The sequence below is a fragment of the Yimella lutea genome, from assembly GCF_006715095.1.
In the GTDB taxonomy this organism is placed as follows: Bacteria; Actinomycetota; Actinomycetes; order Actinomycetales; family Dermatophilaceae; genus Yimella; species Yimella lutea.
This window is the reverse complement of record NZ_VFMO01000001.1, coordinates 3,254,045-3,271,570: the sequence shown is the minus strand read 5'-3', so window position 1 is coordinate 3,271,570 and position 17,526 is coordinate 3,254,045. Positions and strand designations below refer to the sequence as shown.

At 67.8% G+C, this 17,526-nt stretch carries 16 protein-coding genes; 11 read left to right on the top strand and 5 right to left on the bottom strand.

All coding sequences use genetic code 11. The features are described 5' to 3' along the window. Nucleotides 1-24 precede the first annotated feature (24 nt). From FB459_RS15710 to guaA, 3 genes are read left to right on the top strand one after another with little or no spacing between them, the layout of a single operon-like run. The gene (locus FB459_RS15710; protein ID WP_141929160.1) at nucleotides 25-810 is read left to right on the top strand and encodes an SURF1 family protein; all 786 of its coding nucleotides are present in this window, start codon (nucleotides 25-27) and stop codon (nucleotides 808-810) included. Further along, nucleotides 803-1,156 carry a DUF3817 domain-containing protein gene (locus FB459_RS15705; RefSeq protein WP_141929159.1) on the top strand — a complete coding sequence of 118 codons (354 nt, stop codon included), beginning with the start codon at nucleotides 803-805 and terminating at the stop codon, nucleotides 1,154-1,156. The genes FB459_RS15710 and FB459_RS15705 overlap by 8 nt, the downstream gene beginning before the upstream one ends. A gap of 9 nt (nucleotides 1,157-1,165) precedes the next feature. Further along, the gene (gene guaA / locus FB459_RS15700; RefSeq protein WP_141929158.1) at nucleotides 1,166-2,743 is read left to right on the top strand and encodes a glutamine-hydrolyzing GMP synthase; all 1,578 of its coding nucleotides are present in this window, start codon (nucleotides 1,166-1,168) and stop codon (nucleotides 2,741-2,743) included. An 86-nt stretch (nucleotides 2,744-2,829) separates the two neighbouring features. Here guaA and FB459_RS15695 read toward each other — a convergent pair whose 3' ends face one another. Next, nucleotides 2,830-4,275, bottom strand: a complete 1,446-nt coding sequence (locus tag FB459_RS15695) for a sugar porter family MFS transporter (RefSeq protein WP_141929157.1) — start codon at nucleotides 4,273-4,275, stop codon at nucleotides 2,830-2,832. Nucleotides 4,276-4,424: 149 nt separating this feature from the next. On the opposite strand from FB459_RS15695, the gene FB459_RS15690 reads away from it, so the two are divergent. Beyond that, nucleotides 4,425-5,282: a phosphatase PAP2 family protein gene (locus FB459_RS15690; protein ID WP_141929156.1), complete on the top strand. Its 858-nt coding sequence runs from the start codon at nucleotides 4,425-4,427 to the stop codon at nucleotides 5,280-5,282. Between the two features lie 3 nt (nucleotides 5,283-5,285). Here FB459_RS15690 and FB459_RS15685 read toward each other — a convergent pair whose 3' ends face one another. Beyond that, a complete protein-coding gene (locus FB459_RS15685; protein WP_170221968.1) occupies nucleotides 5,286-6,371 on the bottom strand; it encodes a lysylphosphatidylglycerol synthase transmembrane domain-containing protein in 1,086 nt (361 codons plus the stop codon). After that, the gene (locus FB459_RS15680; RefSeq protein ID WP_370447357.1) at nucleotides 6,368-7,165 is read right to left on the bottom strand and encodes a PIG-L deacetylase family protein; all 798 of its coding nucleotides are present in this window, start codon (nucleotides 7,163-7,165) and stop codon (nucleotides 6,368-6,370) included. The genes FB459_RS15685 and FB459_RS15680 overlap by 4 nt, the downstream gene beginning before the upstream one ends. 34 nt (nucleotides 7,166-7,199) lie before the next feature. Between FB459_RS15680 and FB459_RS15675 the strand changes: the two genes are divergently transcribed. The 7 genes from FB459_RS15675 (at nucleotide 7,200) to FB459_RS15645 (ending at nucleotide 15,081) form a co-directional block, all read left to right on the top strand. Continuing rightward, nucleotides 7,200-8,333 (top strand): glycosyltransferase family 4 protein, encoded by a 1,134-nt coding sequence (locus FB459_RS15675; RefSeq protein WP_246092492.1) that lies wholly within the window; start codon nucleotides 7,200-7,202, stop codon nucleotides 8,331-8,333. Nucleotides 8,334-8,585: 252 nt separating this feature from the next. Next, a complete protein-coding gene (locus FB459_RS15670) occupies nucleotides 8,586-9,725 on the top strand; it encodes a GAF domain-containing protein (protein WP_141929153.1) in 1,140 nt (379 codons plus the stop codon). Nucleotides 9,726-9,867: 142 nt separating this feature from the next. Further along, nucleotides 9,868-11,391 (top strand): acetaldehyde dehydrogenase ExaC, encoded by a 1,524-nt coding sequence (gene exaC, locus FB459_RS15665; protein WP_141929152.1) that lies wholly within the window; start codon nucleotides 9,868-9,870, stop codon nucleotides 11,389-11,391. A gap of 102 nt (nucleotides 11,392-11,493) precedes the next feature. Then, nucleotides 11,494-11,907 (top strand): DUF779 domain-containing protein, encoded by a 414-nt coding sequence (locus FB459_RS15660; RefSeq protein ID WP_141929151.1) that lies wholly within the window; start codon nucleotides 11,494-11,496, stop codon nucleotides 11,905-11,907. Between the two features lie 5 nt (nucleotides 11,908-11,912). Beyond that, complete coding sequence (locus FB459_RS15655; protein ID WP_246092491.1) at nucleotides 11,913-13,067, top strand: iron-containing alcohol dehydrogenase; 1,155 nt, start codon at nucleotides 11,913-11,915, stop codon at nucleotides 13,065-13,067. Further along, nucleotides 13,064-14,413, top strand: coding sequence for a GAF domain-containing sensor histidine kinase (locus FB459_RS15650; protein ID WP_211345213.1), 1,350 nt, complete (start codon nucleotides 13,064-13,066; stop codon nucleotides 14,411-14,413). Before FB459_RS15655 ends, FB459_RS15650 begins: the two co-directional genes overlap by 4 nt. Continuing rightward, nucleotides 14,413-15,081: a MadR family response regulator transcription factor gene (locus FB459_RS15645; RefSeq protein ID WP_141929148.1), complete on the top strand. Its 669-nt coding sequence runs from the start codon at nucleotides 14,413-14,415 to the stop codon at nucleotides 15,079-15,081. Before FB459_RS15650 ends, FB459_RS15645 begins: the two co-directional genes overlap by 1 nt. A gap of 33 nt (nucleotides 15,082-15,114) precedes the next feature. Here the strand turns inward: FB459_RS15645 and mftM are convergent, their stop codons facing one another. After that, nucleotides 15,115-15,987 carry a mycofactocin oligosaccharide methyltransferase MftM gene (gene mftM / locus FB459_RS15640; RefSeq protein WP_141929147.1) on the bottom strand — a complete coding sequence of 291 codons (873 nt, stop codon included), beginning with the start codon at nucleotides 15,985-15,987 and terminating at the stop codon, nucleotides 15,115-15,117. 7 nt (nucleotides 15,988-15,994) lie between these two features. Beyond that, complete coding sequence (locus FB459_RS15635) at nucleotides 15,995-17,518, bottom strand: VWA domain-containing protein (protein ID WP_141929146.1); 1,524 nt, start codon at nucleotides 17,516-17,518, stop codon at nucleotides 15,995-15,997. Nucleotides 17,519-17,526 lie beyond the last annotated feature (8 nt).

Below are 17,526 nucleotides of genomic sequence, written 5' to 3'. Positions count from 1 at the left end.
GGTGTAGCGGCTTAGGCTGGCCAGGTGCTGCGTCGACTGTTCACCCTGCGCTGGATCGCGTTGCTGATCCTGCTCGCAGTGGTCGTCGGCGGCATGGGTTTCGCCGGCCTGTGGCAGCTCAACGTGGCCAAGGATCGCGGCACCAACCAGGAGGTCGCCAAGGCTCCGACCAAGCCGGTGGTCCCGATCACCGAGCTGCTGAAACCGCACGAGACGTTTCCTGCGATCGAGTCGTCCCGCCGCGTCACCGCACAGGGCCGTTACGAACCCGACAAACAGTTCCTGGTCGCAGACCGCCGCCTCGACGGGCAGTCCGGCTACTGGGTCGTGACGCCCATGATTCAGCGGACGACGGGCGCCCGACTGGTGATCCTGCGGGGATTCGTGACCTCCCCGGCCGCCGCCTCGAAGCCGACGCGCAACGATGTGACGGTGACCGGCGGTATGGCGCCGGGTGAATCTCCCTCTGTCGGAACGTATCCAGCGGGACAATCGGGTTCGATCGACCTTCCGGCCAAGCTCAACGAGTGGGGCGGAGACCTCTACAACGCCTTCCTGTTCGCGCTCGAGGAGAAGCCGAATGCGACGGACGACTCGATCACCCGCGTCCCGCCACCCCCGCCGAACCCGACGCACGGGTTCCGGTTCGTGAACCTGATGTACGCCTTCCAGTGGTGGGTCTTCGCGATCTTCGCCATCTACGTCTTCTGGCGGATGTTGCGCGACGACGTGTACGGACCACCCGAGCGTCGCCGCCGCCCGACGTCCACCGACAATGAACCGACCGCCGTCGAGGAGAGCAATGTCTGAGCAGTACCCGATCGAGGACCCTCAGCGAGTCCGCAGCGCCCTGACCTTCTTCCGCATCACCGCGCTGATCGCCGGAGTCGCGCTGATCGTGTTGGTGGTGGAGATGGTGCTCAAGTACGGGATGGACAACGACGCCCTGGCGTGGTGGTCGCCGGTGCACGGGCTGCTGTTCATGGGTTTCGTCGCCGCCACCTACAACCTCGGCAGCAAGCTGCGCTGGCACATGGGGCGCATGGTCGGATACATCCTCACCGCGTTCGTGCCACTGCTGTCGTTCTGGCTGGAGAAGAAGGTCACTCGTGAGGTGCAGGGGCAGCTGGCCGGGGCGGGGCACCCCGCTCGATAGACTCGGGCGGTGACCGCTCCGCTTCAGGAACACCCCGTCCTCGTCGTCGACTTCGGCGCCCAATACGCCCAGCTCATCGCACGCCGGGTGCGCGAGGCCAACCTCTACAGCGAGGTCGTCCCGCACACGATGAGCGCGGCCGAGATGCTCGCCAAGGAGCCGGCCGCGATCGTGCTCTCCGGCGGCCCGTCGTCGGTCTACGCCGAAGGTGCGCCCTCGCTCGAACCCGCCCTGTTGGACGGCGGCGTGCCGGTGCTCGGTATCTGTTACGGCTTCCAGGCGATGGTCAACGCGATGGGTGGCACGGTCGAACACACCGGACTGCGTGAGTACGGCGCCACCGAGGCCTCGATCACCGACACGTCCTCCACCTTGTTCAACGGTCAGCCCAGCGAGCAGTCGGTGTGGATGAGCCACGGCGACTCGGCGTCCAAGGCGCCGGACGGTGTCCGCGTCACCGCGACCACGCCGGGTGCCGAGGTCGCTGCGTTCGAGGACGACGACCGCAAGCTCTACGGCGTGCAATGGCACCCGGAAGTCATGCACACCACCTTCGGTCAGCGCGTGATGGAGAACTTCCTGTGGCGTGGCGCCGGTCTCGAAGCCGACTGGACCCCGGACGCGATGGTCGAGGAACTCGCCGCCGAGGTGAAGGAGAAAATCGGTGAAGACCGCGCGATCTGCGCTCTCTCCGGCGGCGTCGACTCGTCCGTGGCGGCAGCCCTCGTCCAGAAGGCCGTCGGCGATCAGTTGACCTGCGTGTTCGTCGACCACGGTCTGCTGCGTGATGGCGAGGCCGAGCAGGTGGAGAAGGACTTCGTCGCCGCGACAGGGGTCGACCTGGTCGTGATCGATGCGAAGGACCGCTACCTCGAGGCGCTCGCCGGAGTCAGCGACCCGGAGGAGAAGCGCAAAATCATCGGACGCGAGTTCATCCGCGTGTTCGAGCAGGCCGCCCGCGACATCGTGGCGGACCGTGGCGACGAGGAACACCCGGTCAAGTGGCTGGTGCAGGGCACGCTCTACCCGGACGTCGTCGAATCCGGTGGGGGCACGGGCGCTGCGAACATCAAGTCGCACCACAACGTCGGCGGCTTGCCCGACGACATCCAGTTCAAGCTGGTCGAACCATTGCGCTCGCTGTTCAAGGACGAGGTGCGCAAGGTCGGCCTCGAACTCGGCGTGCCCGAGGACATCGTCTGGCGCCAGCCGTTCCCGGGCCCCGGCCTCGGTATCCGAATCGTCGGTGAGGTCACGGCCGAGCGACTGGACATCCTGCGCGCTGCCGACAAGATCGCCCGCGAGGAACTCACCGCCGCCGGGCTCGACCGCGACATCTGGCAGTGCCCGGTGGTGTTACTCGCCGACGTCCGCTCGGTGGGTGTGCAGGGCGACGGACGAACCTACGGTCACCCGATCGTGCTGCGCCCGGTGTCGTCCGAGGACGCGATGACCGCCGACTGGACGCGGGTGCCCTACGACGTGCTCGCCAAGATCTCGAACCGCATCACCAACGAGGTGTCCGAGGTCAACCGCGTCGTCCTGGACGTCACGAGCAAGCCGCCGGGAACCATTGAATGGGAGTGACTCTCTGACAACGGCCGCAATAACGACCGGATCCCTTGACCACGGCTGTAGTCAAGGGATCCGGTCGTTATCGGGGCCGATCGAGATCAGTCGGCCATGTCCTCCAGTTCCATGCCCTTGGTCTCGCGCACCCACTTCTTGACGAAGATGAACGACAGCACCGCGAACACTGCGTAGATGCCGTACGTGATGCCGAGCGACACGTCACGCAGCGACGGGAAGCTGACGGTGACGACCCAGTTGGCGACCCACTGGGCGCCGGCGGCCAGGGCGAGCGCAGCGGCGCGCATCCGGTTGGGGAAGGTCTCGCCGAGAAGCACCCAGACGATGGGTCCCCAGGACATGCCGAACGCGACCACGAACACGTTGGCCGCGACGAGGGCGGTGATGCCCTGCGCGTCGCTCAACTGTGGGGTGGCCTCGCCGTCGACGGTGACGACCTTCGCGGTCTGGAACACGAACGCCATCACCGACAGTGAGACGGCCATTCCGGCAGAACCGATGAGCAGCAACGGTTTACGCCCGACCTTGTCGACGGTGGCGATTGCGATGAGCGTGGTGACGATGTTGACGACCGAGGTGATGACGGTGATCTTGAACGAGTCCTGCTCGCTGAATCCGACGGCCTCCCAAAGCACGTTGGAGTAGTAGAAGATCACGTTGATGCCGACGAACTGCTGGAAGACCGACAATCCGATGCCGATCCAGACGATCGGCATGAGTCCGAGCGCGGGTCCCTTGAGGTCGGCCATCGACGGCTTGTCCTCGCGGTGCAGCGACCGCTGGATCCGGTCGATCTTCACCTCGAGGTTGCGCTGACCGAGCAAGGTGGAGAGCACCTTGCGAGCTTCGGGGATCTTGTGGGTGGCGATCAGGTAACGCGGCGACTCAGGGATGGTGGTCGACAACAGTCCGTAGATCACCGCGGGGACGGCCATCGCGAGGAACATCCAACGCCAGGCCTCCAGCCCGAGCCAGAGCTCGTCGTGTGACGATCCTGCAGCAGCGGCGAGTAGGTAGTCGACCAGCAGCGAGGTGAAGATGCCGGTGACGATCGCGAGTTGCTGCAGGGACCCGAGTCGCCCACGGATAGCTGCGGGAGCGATCTCGGCGATGTAGGCAGGCGCAATCACCGAGGCCGCACCGACGCCGAGACCGCCGACGATGCGGAACAACACGACCATCCACAGACTCTGGGCGAAACCGGTGCCGATCGCGCTGATGAAGAACAGAATGGCGGCGAGCTTCATGACCGACAGGCGCCCGACCTTGTCCGCCAGGCGTCCTGCGTACACAGCACCCGCCGCGGCACCGAGCAGGGCGGACGCGACCGCGAATCCGAGGGAGGCGGAACCGACCTCGAACTTCTTCTCGATCGCGGAGACTGCACCGTTGATGACCGCGCTGTCGTAGCCGAACAGGAATCCGCCGAGCGCCGCGACGGACGCGATCCGGACGGCGCTCTTGCCACTTGCGGTGTCGGAGTCGTCGTAGATCGATTCCTCGTCCGAAACCGGGCCGTGTTCGCTCATGGCCGTCTCGCTTCCTACTGATGTGACGGGTGTGAGGGGTGGTGCCAGAGAACGCTACGCCTGGGCCAGGCGAGCAGGGGGGTTCTCGTCCGGCCAGGTGTGAGCGATCTGGCGGAGCAATTTGTCGGCATCGTGCGTTGAGCACGGTGATGTCCACGATCGACCGCACCCAGAACCTTCGCCGGACCTCGTCCCGCTCGACGCAGCCACCTGCTTCGGCAGTGTTCGTGCTGCTCGCAGCGATGCTCGGATCAGCGCTGACCGGTGCCGTCCTGGTGAAGGTGTTCCTGCACAATCTCGCCGGTGCCCGTCTGGACAACCGGTTGATGAGTTTCCTGGGGGGCCCACCCGAGGCGTTCGACCGGATCAACGCGTGGAGTGGCACCGTGTCACCGGTCACCGTCATCGCGATCCTGGCGGTGACGACCTTCGTCGCGATCCGACGTGATCGTCACGCAGTCGCTGCAGCTACCGTGCTGTCAGTTCTGGGTGCCACGGCGACTACGCAGGTGCTCAAGCACGGAGTGTTCGAACGCGTCGGCAGCCTGCCGAACTCATTGCCGAGCGGTCACACGACGGCGGCGATGTTGTGGGCCATCGGCGCCGTCCTTGTGTCATCGCGCGGTTGGCGCCCTGTCGTGACAGTCGTCGGCGCGATCGTGGCCAGCACGATCGGAGTCGGCACGATCGCCGGACGCTGGCACCGTCCGTCCGACATCGCCGCGGCGGCGGCAGTCTGCCTCGGTTGGGCCGCCCTCGCCGTCCTGGTCGCAACGCTCGTCCAACGCGGGGCCCGACCCGCACATTCGCGCCCGACGGGGGACTACCTGAAGATGCTCGGCGTGGCGGTCCTCGTGTCGTGCCTGGCCTTCTTCGCACTCGGTTTTGTGCTCGGCGGCCAGGGGATCGAACAGGTTGCAGCGCTGGCCGTCCTCCTCGGCATGGTGATCGTCTGCGCCGGCTCCGTCACGCTGGTCGCGTGGCTGGCTGACCGCGAACTCGCCTGAGCCTCAGTCGTCCTCGGCCGCATGCGCGGCCTTGGGTCCCATCCACCAGGCGAGCCAACCCAGTGCGCCGAGCGGGATCTCGGCCACGTTGGTGAAGATCGCGTAGAGCAGCGCGCCGGCCGCGGCGGAGGTGTGGTCGGCGCCCCAACTACCCAGCACCAGGATGATGCCGGCCTCGGCCACGCCCAGACCCCCCGGGGTGATGCCGACGGCGCGCAGCAGGCTACCGATGGCGTACGCGGCAAACAGGTCGGTCACCGGCAGGTCCACACCGACCGCCCGCATGATCTGCCAGAAGAGCACGAACCAGATCAGCAGTTGTCCGACCACCCCGAGCGTCATCGGGAACCAACCACGCCGGGTGAGGGCGGACATCCGCGACTGTTGGTCGACGAGCAGGTGCTCGAGGCGCGGTTGGCGACCTTTGCGCACCCGAGCGATGAGCGGGCTGACTCGGCGGTCCAGCCAGGAGCCGAGCTTTCGGGTACGGACCGGGCTGGTGAGCGCGACGATGAAGCCGACCAGGAGCAGCAGGCCGGCGACCCCGCCCCACCAGGCGCCGTTGCTCACCGCCGGTGGGAGGTCGTGCTTGTTGCGGGAAACCAGCACGATCCCGATGAGCGGCAAGGCGATCCGCGCCAGGACGTTCCACACGCCGCTGACGATGAGACCGGTGGAGATGGCCCGTCGTTTGAATCCCCACGACCGTAGGATCACCCAACTGGCGGCGAGCGCCGTCGCACCGCCGCCGGGCATCGTGTTGGCGACGGCAGAGCCGGTGACGTTGACGATCGCGGCCCGCGTATGAGTGATTCCCGGCCAGGACGCGGTGAGCGTGAAGGTGTAGATCCACAGGCCGGCCAGCATGAGCGCGGCGAATCCGAGCGAGGGGAGCAGACCGACCGTCTGCAGCCGAACTCCGATCTCCGTCCAGGTGGTCTTGGCCAGCCAGGGCAGCCCCCAGATGATGAGGGCGGCTGCCAGCCCCATCCCGAGCAGCGCGTTGACCGCGCTCTTCCAGGTGAACTTGGGCATCTCGGGCTGGACATCGATGGTGTCCTGCGCGAGTTCCATGTCGGGTTCGGTCATGCGAGCCCCGCGAAGACGTCCCGGGCGACCGGGCCCTCGTGGGCCGGGTCGACGAACCATTCGCGACCGAACACCAGGTCGTAGACCGGGCGCGGAATGCGAAGGAACGCCGCGAGCGTGCGGTCGCCGTCGTCCGCGGTTGCCTGGGACGCGTGCGCTGCCATCGCGGCGCGCTTGGCGGCGATGTGACGGTGCACGTCGATTCGATGGGTGATGTTCCTGCGGGCGGTGAACGCCCGCTCGTAGACCTCGATGTCGAACGCGTCCGGGAAGGTGTAGACCTTCGACACAGCTTTGAGAGCGCCGACCAGAAGGTCGCGCGGAACGGTCGCCTCCAGCACCCGTTTCGTGCCCGCCATCTCGGCGGCGAGCGCACCGACCTCGTGCACCCGAACGTGGTCGCGGTGGCCGTATCCGCCGCCCGAGTCGTAGCTGGTCAGGACGTCGGCGTCCTCCTCGTCGAGCACCTCGGCCAGCCGTCCGGCGGCCTCGTCCGCGGACGCGGTGACGAACCCGTTGTCAGGAGCTCGGCCTTCCATCCCCGAATCGGCGTAACCGAGGTGGACGACACGGGCCACCCCGAGTGCGTCCGCGCTGCGCCGGAGTTCGGCGAGCCGGCGCGCGCCGAGCCCGCCGTCGTCCCGATATTCACCTGCCGCCAAACCGAGCCCCCCGTCGGTCGCTGTCACGAGCACCACCCGGTGCCCTGCGGCGGCGGCCTTGGCCATCGTGCCGCTTGTGAGCAGGGCTTCATCGTCAGGGTGTGCGTGGAACGTCACCAGTGTGTGCGACATCGCGGACATTCTCGCGCATGACATGCTTACGCCCGTGAAGGTGGCCCTGTTGTCGGACTGCTACCTGCCCAGGCTGGGCGGTATCGAGGTCCAAGTACACGATCTGGCCCGTCACCTCACCCGCGCCGGGCACGAGGTTGTCGCCTTCACCGCCACCCGCGAGCCGGGCCAGCGACGCAACGAACTCGAGATCATCGACGGTATCCCTGTGCACCGCTTGGCGATTCCGATGCCGCACGGCCTGCCGATCAACCCGCTCGCCCCGCCGACGTTGCGTCGTCTGCTGCGTGCGGGACAGTTCGATGTGGCCCACGTCCATATGGGGGTCGTTGCGCCGTTCTCGATGGACTGCGCCCGGGTCGCGCTCGACCTGGATCTGCCGACCGCCGTCACCTGGCACTCGCTGCACGCCCGGATGGAGGCGCCGATCCGCCTGGCGGGTTATGTCGCGCGGTGGGCCAAATCGGGTGCCGCGCTGTCTGCGGTCTCCGGTGTCGCGGCGGCGCCGGTGATGTCGCTGGCCGGGCTGCAGCACAAGGTCGCGATCCTGCCCAACGGCATCGACACCCAGCAGTGGGCACCGTTGCCGCGTAGGCCCAAGAGTCCGGACGAGCCGGTACGCATCGTGTCGGCGATGCGTCTGATGGGTCGCAAGCGCCCCCTCGAACTGCTCGACATCGTGCACGAGGCACGCCGTCAGGTGCCGGACGTCGACGTTCGGCTCGAGGTACTGGGGGACGGACCGCTGCGCGGAAAGGTCGAGAGCAAAGTGAGGCGCCTGCGTGCGCAGAACTGGTTCAGCGCGCCCGGACGAATGACGCGGATGCAGGTGCAGGAGCGGTATCGCCTCTCCGACATCTACATCGCGCCGGCGGAGCTCGAGGCCTTCGGTATCGCGGCGCTCGAGGCACGGACCACCGGGCTCCCGATCGTGGCGCCGCGCAAGAGCGGGGTGTCGGAGTTCGTGGAGCATCGCGTCAATGGCCTACTCGCGGGCGACGACGCCGGTATGTCGGACGCGCTCGTCCGGCTCCTCACCGACGTCTCGATGCGGGAGAAGATGATCGCGCACAACACGTCGGTGCTACCGAAGGAGTCGTGGCCGAGCGTCGTGCAGATGGTCGAGGCGGAGTACGAGCGCGCGATCGAGCAGATGAACGAGCGCTAGAACAGACGCTCTTCCTTCACCTCACGGGGTTCTTCCAGATCAAGCAGGAAACGCTTGCGATCCAGGCCCCAGTGGCCGGGGTAGTAGATGCTGACGATCGAGTCATCGTCCGCGACGATCGTCAGCTACCCGATGACGGACTCCATTACACAGTGCTTCATGACGTGTGGACCCTGGAGCAGCCTCGGATGTGAGTCGGTCTGAATCGTCGGAACCGCTTTCGTTTGGACCCGTTGCGTTGTCTACTGGGGTATGTCCTTCGTCCGCCCGGTGGTCGCCGACTCATGGCGCCGTTCGCTCGACGCCGGCGTTCGCGCGAACGAGGAGCAGGCACCGCTGGTGCTCAGTGGCGGCTCGCTCGAGGACTATCGCCGCGCGCATCCGCTGTGGCGCGCGATGCCGGTGCTGCACGACGTGCTCGAACAGGCGATCGTCGACTGCGATGCGCTGTTGGCCGTGGCCGACGAGAACGGTCAGTTGCTGTTCGTTCGTGGGAGCAACAACGCGCTCGACAAGGCGCAGCGGATCGGTTTCGCAGAGGGTGCCTCCTGGGACGAGCGGGTGGTCGGCACGAACGCGCCCGGCACCGCGATCGCGCTCGGTGAGCCGGTCGTCGTCCGCCAGCAGGAACATTTCCTGGAGTCGGTGCACCGGTGGTCGTGCGTTGCAGTGCCGATCCGCGACCCGCGCAGCGGCGGGGTCATCGGTGCCGTCGACGTCACCGGCGCAGACCACATCGTCGTCCCGCAGACGATGGCGATGCTGCGTGCCGCGGCCCGATTGGCCGAGATGGAGTTGCACCGCATCGGTTCGCCGGCCACCACCGGGGTGCGTCTCAGCGGGCTCGGGGTCGACTCGGCCGTGGTGTCGGTCGGCGAGCGCACGGTCGCTTTGAGCCCACGCCACAGCGAGATCGTCACCCTGCTGGCCGGCCGCCCCGACGGCATGTCGGGCGATGAGATCGCCTGCGGCCTCTACGAGTTCGAGTCGGGTCGATCGACCGTGCGGGCCGAACTGCAACGGCTGCGGACGATGCTCGGCGACGACCTGTTCGCCTCCCGGCCCTATCGACTGCTCATGCCGGTGCACAGCGACTGGTCGGTCGTGCTCGACCTGTTGGAGCAGGGCGACGTCGCCGGAGCGGTGCAGCGATACCGCGGCCCGTTGCTGCCGCGCTCGGACGCACCGGGCGTCGTCGAACTGCGCGAGCGGGTGCATGCGGCGCTCGCAGCCGCGGTGCGGTCGAGCGGACGCAGCGACCTGCTGATGTCGTGGACGCGGCACCCTTGGGGAGCTGACGACCACGAGGCGTGGGCCGCCCTCGCCGGCTTGCTACCGATCGGGTCACCGATGCGCTCGGTGGCGCAGGCGCACCTCCAACGTCTGGCCTGACCGACCGCTACCGCCGGCGGGATGCCCGCGTTCCGCTGATCGGACCGCCCGACGAAGGCGGCGCAGATGTTGCAACGTCGATGCAACGTCGACGTGATTAGCGTCACAATCATCGCACCAACAACGACGATGGGAGACAGCGATGCCCGTGTTCGAGCGCCCCGGCACGTCCGGTTCGAAGATCAAGGTCGAGGACCGATACGGCCACTACATCGGCGGCGAGTTCGTCCCGCCCAAGAAGGGCGAGTACTTCGACAACTACGCCCCGCAGACCGGCCAGGTGTTCACCCAGGTGGGTCGAGGCACCGCCGAGGACATCGAAGCTGCGCTCGACGCGGCCCACAACGCGGCCGACTCGTGGGGACGCACGTCCGCCACCGACCGCTCCAACATTCTGCTGAAGATCGCCGACGTCATGGAGGCGAACCTCGAGGACATCGCGGTCATCGAGTCCTGGGACAACGGCAAGGCCGTGCGCGAGACGCTCGCCGCCGACATCCCGCTCGCGATCGACCACTTCCGCTACTTCGCCGGTGCGCTGCGCGGCCAGGAGGGCAGCATCAGCGAGATCGACGAGAACACGATCGCCTACCACTTCCACGAGCCGCTGGGCGTCGTCGGCCAGATCATCCCGTGGAACTTCCCGATCCTGATGGCGGTGTGGAAGCTTGCCCCGGCGCTCGCCGCCGGCAACGCGGTCGTGTTGAAGCCGGCCGAGCAGACCCCGTGGTCGATCCTCAAGCTCGCCGAACTCATCGGTCCCCTGCTTCCCCCGGGCGTGCTCAACATCGTCAACGGGTTCGGCACCGAGGCCGGCAAGCCGCTGGCCTCCAGCCCGCGCATCGCCAAGATCGCCTTCACCGGCGAAACCACGACCGGCCGGTTGATCATGCAGTACGCCAGCCAGAACATCATCCCGGTGACCCTGGAGCTCGGTGGCAAGTCGCCGAACATCTTCTTCGACAGCGTCGCCTCGCAGAACGACGCGTTCTACGACAAGGCGCAGGAGGGCTTCGCGATGTTCGCCCTCAACCAGGGCGAGATCTGCACCTGTCCCTCGCGCGCGCTCGTCCAGAGTTCGATCTACAGCGACTTCATGAAGGACGCTGTTGCTCGCGTCGAGAAGATCAAGATGGGCAACCCGCTCGACACCGAGACCACGATGGGTGCGCAGGCGTCCAACGACCAGCTCGAGAAGATCAAGAGCTACCTCGACATCGGCAAGCAGGAGGGCGCGAAGGTGCTCACCGGCGGCGACGTCGCCTCGCTCGGGGGCGATCTCGACGGCGGCTACTACGTGCAGCCGACCGTGTTCGAGGGCGACAACTCCATGCGGATCTTCCAGGAGGAGATCTTCGGGCCGGTCGTCTCGGTCACCAGCTTCGACGAGGAGGCCGACGCGCTGAAGACCGCCAACGACACCCTGTACGGCTTGGGTGCCGGCGTGTGGTCGCGCGACGGCGCGCAGGCTTACCGGATGGGCCGCGGCATCAAAGCCGGACGCGTCTGGACCAACTGCTACCACCAGTACCCGGCCCACGCCGCGTTCGGTGGATACAAGCAGTCCGGCATCGGCCGCGAGAACCACAAGATGATGCTCGATCACTACCAGCAGACCAAGAACCTGCTCGTGTCCTACTCCCCGGACGCGCTCGGATTCTTCTGAGCCGACGACCCGCCCTGATGCCCCGGTAGCAGGCCTCGCGCCTGCTACCGGGGCCATCCCGTCCTCGGACGCATGCCCGCACCTCAAGGAGAAGGAAACCGGATGAGCACCGAATCGAAGGTTGCCAAGGCGGTGAACGATGTCGACTGCGTCGCGTTCACCGACGCGGCCGCACAACTCGTGGCGAAACTGGTCGATCGCAACGGACCGGTGATGTTCCACCAGTCCGGCGGATGCTGCGACGGCAGCGCCCCCATGTGTTACCCGGTCGGCGACTTCATGATCGGCGACGTCGACGTGCTGCTGCAGCGGGTGCAGCTGCCCGGCGTCGCCGAACCGGTCCCGTTCTACATGAGCTCCTCGCAGTACGAGTACTGGAAGCACACTCACCTCACAGTCGACGTCGTGCCGGGACGCGGCAGCGGGTTCTCGCTCGAGGCGCCCGAAGGAGTGCGCTTCCTCATCCGGTCGCGAATGTTCGACGAAGACGAACTGCGCGGTCTCGGACTGCTGTGAATCGGGTGGCCGGCACGCAGCGGGGCCTGTCGAAGTTCCAGGCCCCGGAAGTTGTCTTCGGCCCCGGTTCCATCGACGAAGCGGGGTTCGCGGCGGGACGTCTGGGCGCCCGCCGACCGTTCGTCGTCACCGATCCCGGCATCGTCGAGGCGGGCTGGGCCGACCGGTTGATCGACCTGTTGCGCGCCGCCGGGCTCGACCCGCAGGTCTGGAGTGCGGTCAGCCAGAACCCCAAGGACCACGAGGTTCGGGCAGCCTACGAGCACTACCGCAGCCGCGGCGCCGACGTCATCGTCGGCATCGGTGGCGGCTCGGTGATGGACGCCGCGAAGGGTGTCGCAGTCGTCGCGGGCAACGGCGGCGACATCCTCGACTTCATCGGCGTCGATCAGATGGCGCACCCGCTCCCGCCGACGCTGATGATCCCGACGACGGCCGGCACCGGTGCGGACGTCTCGCAGTTCTGCATCGTCACCGACACCAAACGCTCGGTGAAGGTGACGATCATGGGCCGGACGCTGGTGCCTGAGGTGTCGATCACCGACCCCGACCTGCTGGTCACCATGCCGGCCTGGCTGACCGCCGCGACCGGGCTCGACGCCCTTACCCACGGCATCGAGGCATACGTCTCGCTGGCGCACAACCCGATCGCCGACCTGCATGCGCTCGCCGCGGTCGAAGGGGTCTGCACCCACCTGCGGTCGATGGTTCGGCAGCCCATCGACACCGAGTCGGGTGCCGGCATGGCACAGGCGAGCCTGAACGCCGGACTTGCGTTCAGCAACGCGATCCTCGGCGCGACCCACGCGATGAGTCACCAGGTCGGCGGCCTACTCGACGCACCGCACGGCGTCATCAACGGAGTGCTGCTGCCGCACGTAATTCGCTTCAACGCGCCGTGCCACCGGTTCGTGCAGCTCGCGCGGGCGGCGGGCTTGCCCGATGCGCGCGACGGCGCGCAGGCCGCAGAGTTCCTCGCCACCTGCGTCGAAGAACTCGGTCGTGACCTCGGCGTGCCGACCGGGCTTGCCGGGCTCGGCGTGAGCGCGCAGAACATCCCGACCCTGGCCCGCACCACCTTGCAAGACGCCTGCCTGACGACCAACCCGCGCCCGGCGTCGCAGGAGCAGATCGAGGCGTTGTTCGAGGCTGCGTTGTGATCAACGAACTCGATTCACTCACCGGCATCCGGTCGGGCAAGCGTTCCTACTACCGCGAATACGTGCGGTCCGACGAACGGCTGCACGGCACGCTTCGGGCGATGGACGCGATCTCCCAGGCGGTCGTGCGCACTGTCGAGGGCCCGCGTGAGTTGCTGCAGGAGGTCGTCGAGGCCGCGCGCAGCCACCTCGACGCCGACTGGGCCCTGCTGCTGATCGGCGGGGGAGAGTTCCCCGGCGCCCGTCCGCGGGTGCTCATGGCGCCGCGCGACGGCGACGTCGTGATCGAGGAGTACGGCCTTCCGCTGGAGGTGCGCCGCGAGGTCGGGGCGGTGCGCGGTGGTGCCGTGCCCGGCGACCGGGCCCAATGCGTCCGCGCTCCGATGATGCTCGAGGGTCGCGTCGTCGGCACGTTGTCGGCCCGACATCGGCTGCCGGAGGAGCCGGCCGACGCCGACATCGCTGTGCTGCGCATCCTCGCCAACCAGGCGGCGGTTTCGCTGCACACGTCCGAGCAGTTCCAAGCCGGACTGCTGCTGCACCGACGGGCGCAACGCCTCAACGCCGAAACCGAGGCGCAGCGACGCGACCTCAACGAACGAGACACCGCGTTGCGCCACGCAGAACACCGACTGCAAGTTGCCGCGCAGCGCGAGTTGGTGGAGGAGGAGCGTCAGCGGATCGCGCGCGAGTTGCACGACACCGTCACCCAGCAGGTGCTCTCAGTGGGAATGGCCCTGGAGATCGCTCGTGGTGACGCGGCCGCGTTGCCGGGCGGCGACACTCTTGGCGAACGTCTGGCGGGCACCCGCGACGTCGCCGGTCACGCGGTCGAGCAGCTGCGGCAGGCGATCTTTGCCCTGCGTCAGCCTCACAGCGACCGGGTGCAGTCGTTGGCCGAACTGCTCGAAGCGCTCGTCTTGCAGCACATCGGGCCGCTGACCTTGCGCTTCCGGGTGGAGGGCGTCGAGGTGGAGGTGCCCGAGCAGGCACGACACGACCTGGTGCGCGCGGTCGGCGAAGCGTTGTTCAACGTCACCGTGCACGCTCAGGCGACCCGTGCCTACGTCCGATTGGTGTATCGCACAGGCGAATTGCGATTGATCGTCGCCGACGACGGCGACGGTGACCCGGCGCGTCTGCGCCGTCACCTCCGTCTCGCGCGCCGCACACCCGGCGACGGACGCCATCGCGGCCTGGCGAACATGGCGGAACGGGCAGAACGCCTGGGCGGAGCAATGAATGTGCGTCGCGCGCGCCTGGGAGGGGTGCGGATCGAGTTCCGCGTGCCGCTGCCAGTGATCATGACGCCGAGGGCGGCCGGCCCCGTAGGGAAGGAACAGTGATGAACGGACTGACGCCGACGACCGGCGAGCGCACGATCACCGTCGTGCTCGTCGACGACCATGCGGTCGTGCGGCAGGGCCTGCGCGCGATCCTCGAACGCGAGGACGACCTGTCGGTGGTCGCAGAGGCATCGGACGCGCGCGAGGCGCTCGCCGTCGTGCGGCACACCGACCCGGCGGTCGTTGTGCTCGATCTCAAACTCACCACCCAGCAGGACGCCGACGGCATCGACCTGTGCAGCGACCTGATCGCGGCCCATCCCGGGCTTGCCGTGCTGGTGTTCAGCACCTTTGTGGACGACCAACTCGTGCTCGCCGCGGTGCGCGCGGGGGCCCGCGGATACGTGGTCAAGGACGTCGACACGTCCGGCCTCATCAAGGCGATCCGCGACGTGCACCGAGGCGGCAGCGCGTTCGATCCGCGTAGCGCAGCGGCGATGGTGCGCGGCGTGACCGCGCCGGCCGTCGAGGACACCAGCAAGATGACCAAACGAGAACTCGAAGTGCTCGCGCTGCTGGCCCACGGGCACTCCAACAAAGCGATCGGCCAGATGCTTTTCATCTCCGAGGCGACCGCGAAGTTTCACGTCGCCAACATCCTGCACAAGCTCGGTGTCTCCCGGCGCGCCGAAGCGGTCTACGCCGCGAGCAAGCTCGGCGTGATCTGACGACCAGCGAAAGGCGCCGGAACGCAGCGGGATTCAGCGGTCGATGACGAGCCAGCCACCGTGGTGCTCGTGCACCTCGAAGCACAGGCCGGTCTGCGCACCGAGCTCGGCGAGGTCGGCTGGGCCGATCGTGCGCACATGCCCGAAGGTCTCGTCGGCGACGTCTTCGTAGGGCACCCCGACGATCACTCGGCGGTCGGCCAGCCGCACCGCTTCGTCGAGCACCCGGCGCCCGTGCTCGGTGTCGATGTGTTCCAACAGGTGCACCGCGAGCACGGTGTCGACGCTGCGATCGGCGGCCGGCACATGCCCCGCGTCGGCCACCACGGTGGCGACCCGTGCGCCGAGCCGGGGAGCGACCGCACCGAGTAACTGCATGGTGCCCACGCTGAGGTCGGACGCGGTCACGTCCAGCCCCTGCGCGGCCAGCCGCAGGGCGAGAAATCCGAAGCAGCTGCCGAGTTCGTGCACCGAGTCGCCGAGCACGAGTTCGACGGCGTGGTCGTGCACCGGCCGGAATTCCTCGATCGCGCCACCAGGTCGTGCACCAGGAGTCGACTCCTGACGAATCGTGTTGCGGTAGAACGCTTCCCACGCAGCCAGTGGGTCGTCGGCGCAGGTCAACACGATGCCGGTGAACAACCGCTCGAACAACTCGGGGCCACGCACCCAGCCCGGTTCGAACAGCTCGGTGCGCAGCAAGCCGGTCAGATCCTCGTCGAGATCGTCGACGCTCAGCTGGTGGGTGATCGCCAAGGGCTCACCGGCGTGCACCGTGAAGTGCGAGGTGTGCGCGATCTCTCGGCCGGGCGGAGCCGGGCCGCGGATCACCGTGACGCAGTCGTCGCGGTAGACCCCGCCCGGCGCCGAGCGCAGTGGGGACAAGATGTCCTGCGAGGTGTCCATCGCGCCCTCACGCCGGGGTGTGGATGCGATGGGAGAGGTCCTCCAGGCCGCCGAGTCCGCGCACGACCTGCACCCGGTCGCAGTACTCCGCGTAGAGCGGCAGGTCGCAGCGTCCGAGGCGCCAAGAGAACCTCGGCTCGGGCGTAAGCCACAACGTGCTGCGAGCACGCCGGGAGATCTCCTCGAAGGCGCGCAGGCCGGGGTCGTGCCCGTTGCCGCGTCCGTCTCCGAGCATGACGACCGTGGTGCGGTGGTTGAGCGCTGAGCCGTAGTCCTCCAGGAAGGTCTCGAAGACCGAGCCGTAGTCGGAGTCGGCGTCGACATCGATCGGTCCACCGCCGTCCGGGCCGGCCATGACGAGTTCCAGAGCACGGTCGAGGCGATGTTCGGCGAACAGGTCGGTGACCTCGGCGATGTCGGCAACGAAGCCGAAGGTGCGCACCGAGCTCACCAGCGATTGCAGGCTCTGCACCACCTGCAGGGTGAAGGCCGAGGTCGCGCGCACCGACAGCGACACATCGGCCAGCAGCAGCAGACGTGGGCGGTCGTGCGTCTTCGCGACGGTGATCGGCCGGAACGGAACGCCGTCGTACTTCATGTTGTGCCGCATGGTGCGGGCGGCGTCGACGGTGCCCGCCGCGCTGGTGCGGCGGCGCGCCCGCGGCGCACCGTGCAACCCGCGGATGAGGCGGCGCAGGTGGTCCTCGATCTCGGCTCGCTCCTGCTCGTGCAAGAGTTCGGCGCGGGCCGCGTCCTGGGCGCGCTCCTCGATTTCGGGGGCGGCGGCCAGTAAGCGTTCGAGGTGTTCGCGCAGCCGCTCGGGCAAGCCGGCGAGCAGCGGCGCGAGCTGCTCGCGCAGTGCCCTCAGGTCGGAGTCGTCGGCCGGACCCTCGTCGGGCAGGTCGCTCTCGGCGAGCCAGCCGAGTAGCGCCATCTCCTGGGCGACGCTGAGTTGAGCGTCGACCTCCAGCCCGGCGCGGTCGGTCAGCCTGCCGGGCAACCCCGGGTTCTGCAGCCGCCGGGTCGTCAGCTGCACCCGGGCGGCCTCGCCGCGCGGGTCGCTCTGGTCGTTCGACAACACGATCTCGTCGGTCGCCGAGGCCATGTCGAGCTTGTTGGCCTCCTGGTGCAGGTTGTACGACTGGGCGAGGTCCTCGCGGCGGAAGTAGTCGCGGATGTCGTCGGGCGCACCGTGCGAGTGGCCCTGTTGCGGGCTGTCGCCGGGGTCTTCACCGAGGGTGAACTGGTGAAGATCGCCGCTGTCGCTCAGGTCGTCGTGCGCGTGGCCGTGCTCTTCCGGCGCGGCCACGACCGCGCGCAGACCGAAGAACGCGGCGAAGACGTCCTGGAAGATCTCCAGGTCGCGGCGGTCTTTCACCAGGGTCACGCGCAGCGCGGACTCCAGCAGCTCGCGGTCGCCCAGCATGCCCGGTTGGGTCGCTGCCTGCAGCGCGTCGATGGTCTCCGCGACGCTGATCCGCATCCCGAACAACCGCAGCAACCGGACGAACCGGTGGATGGCACCCTGCACGGCGCGCC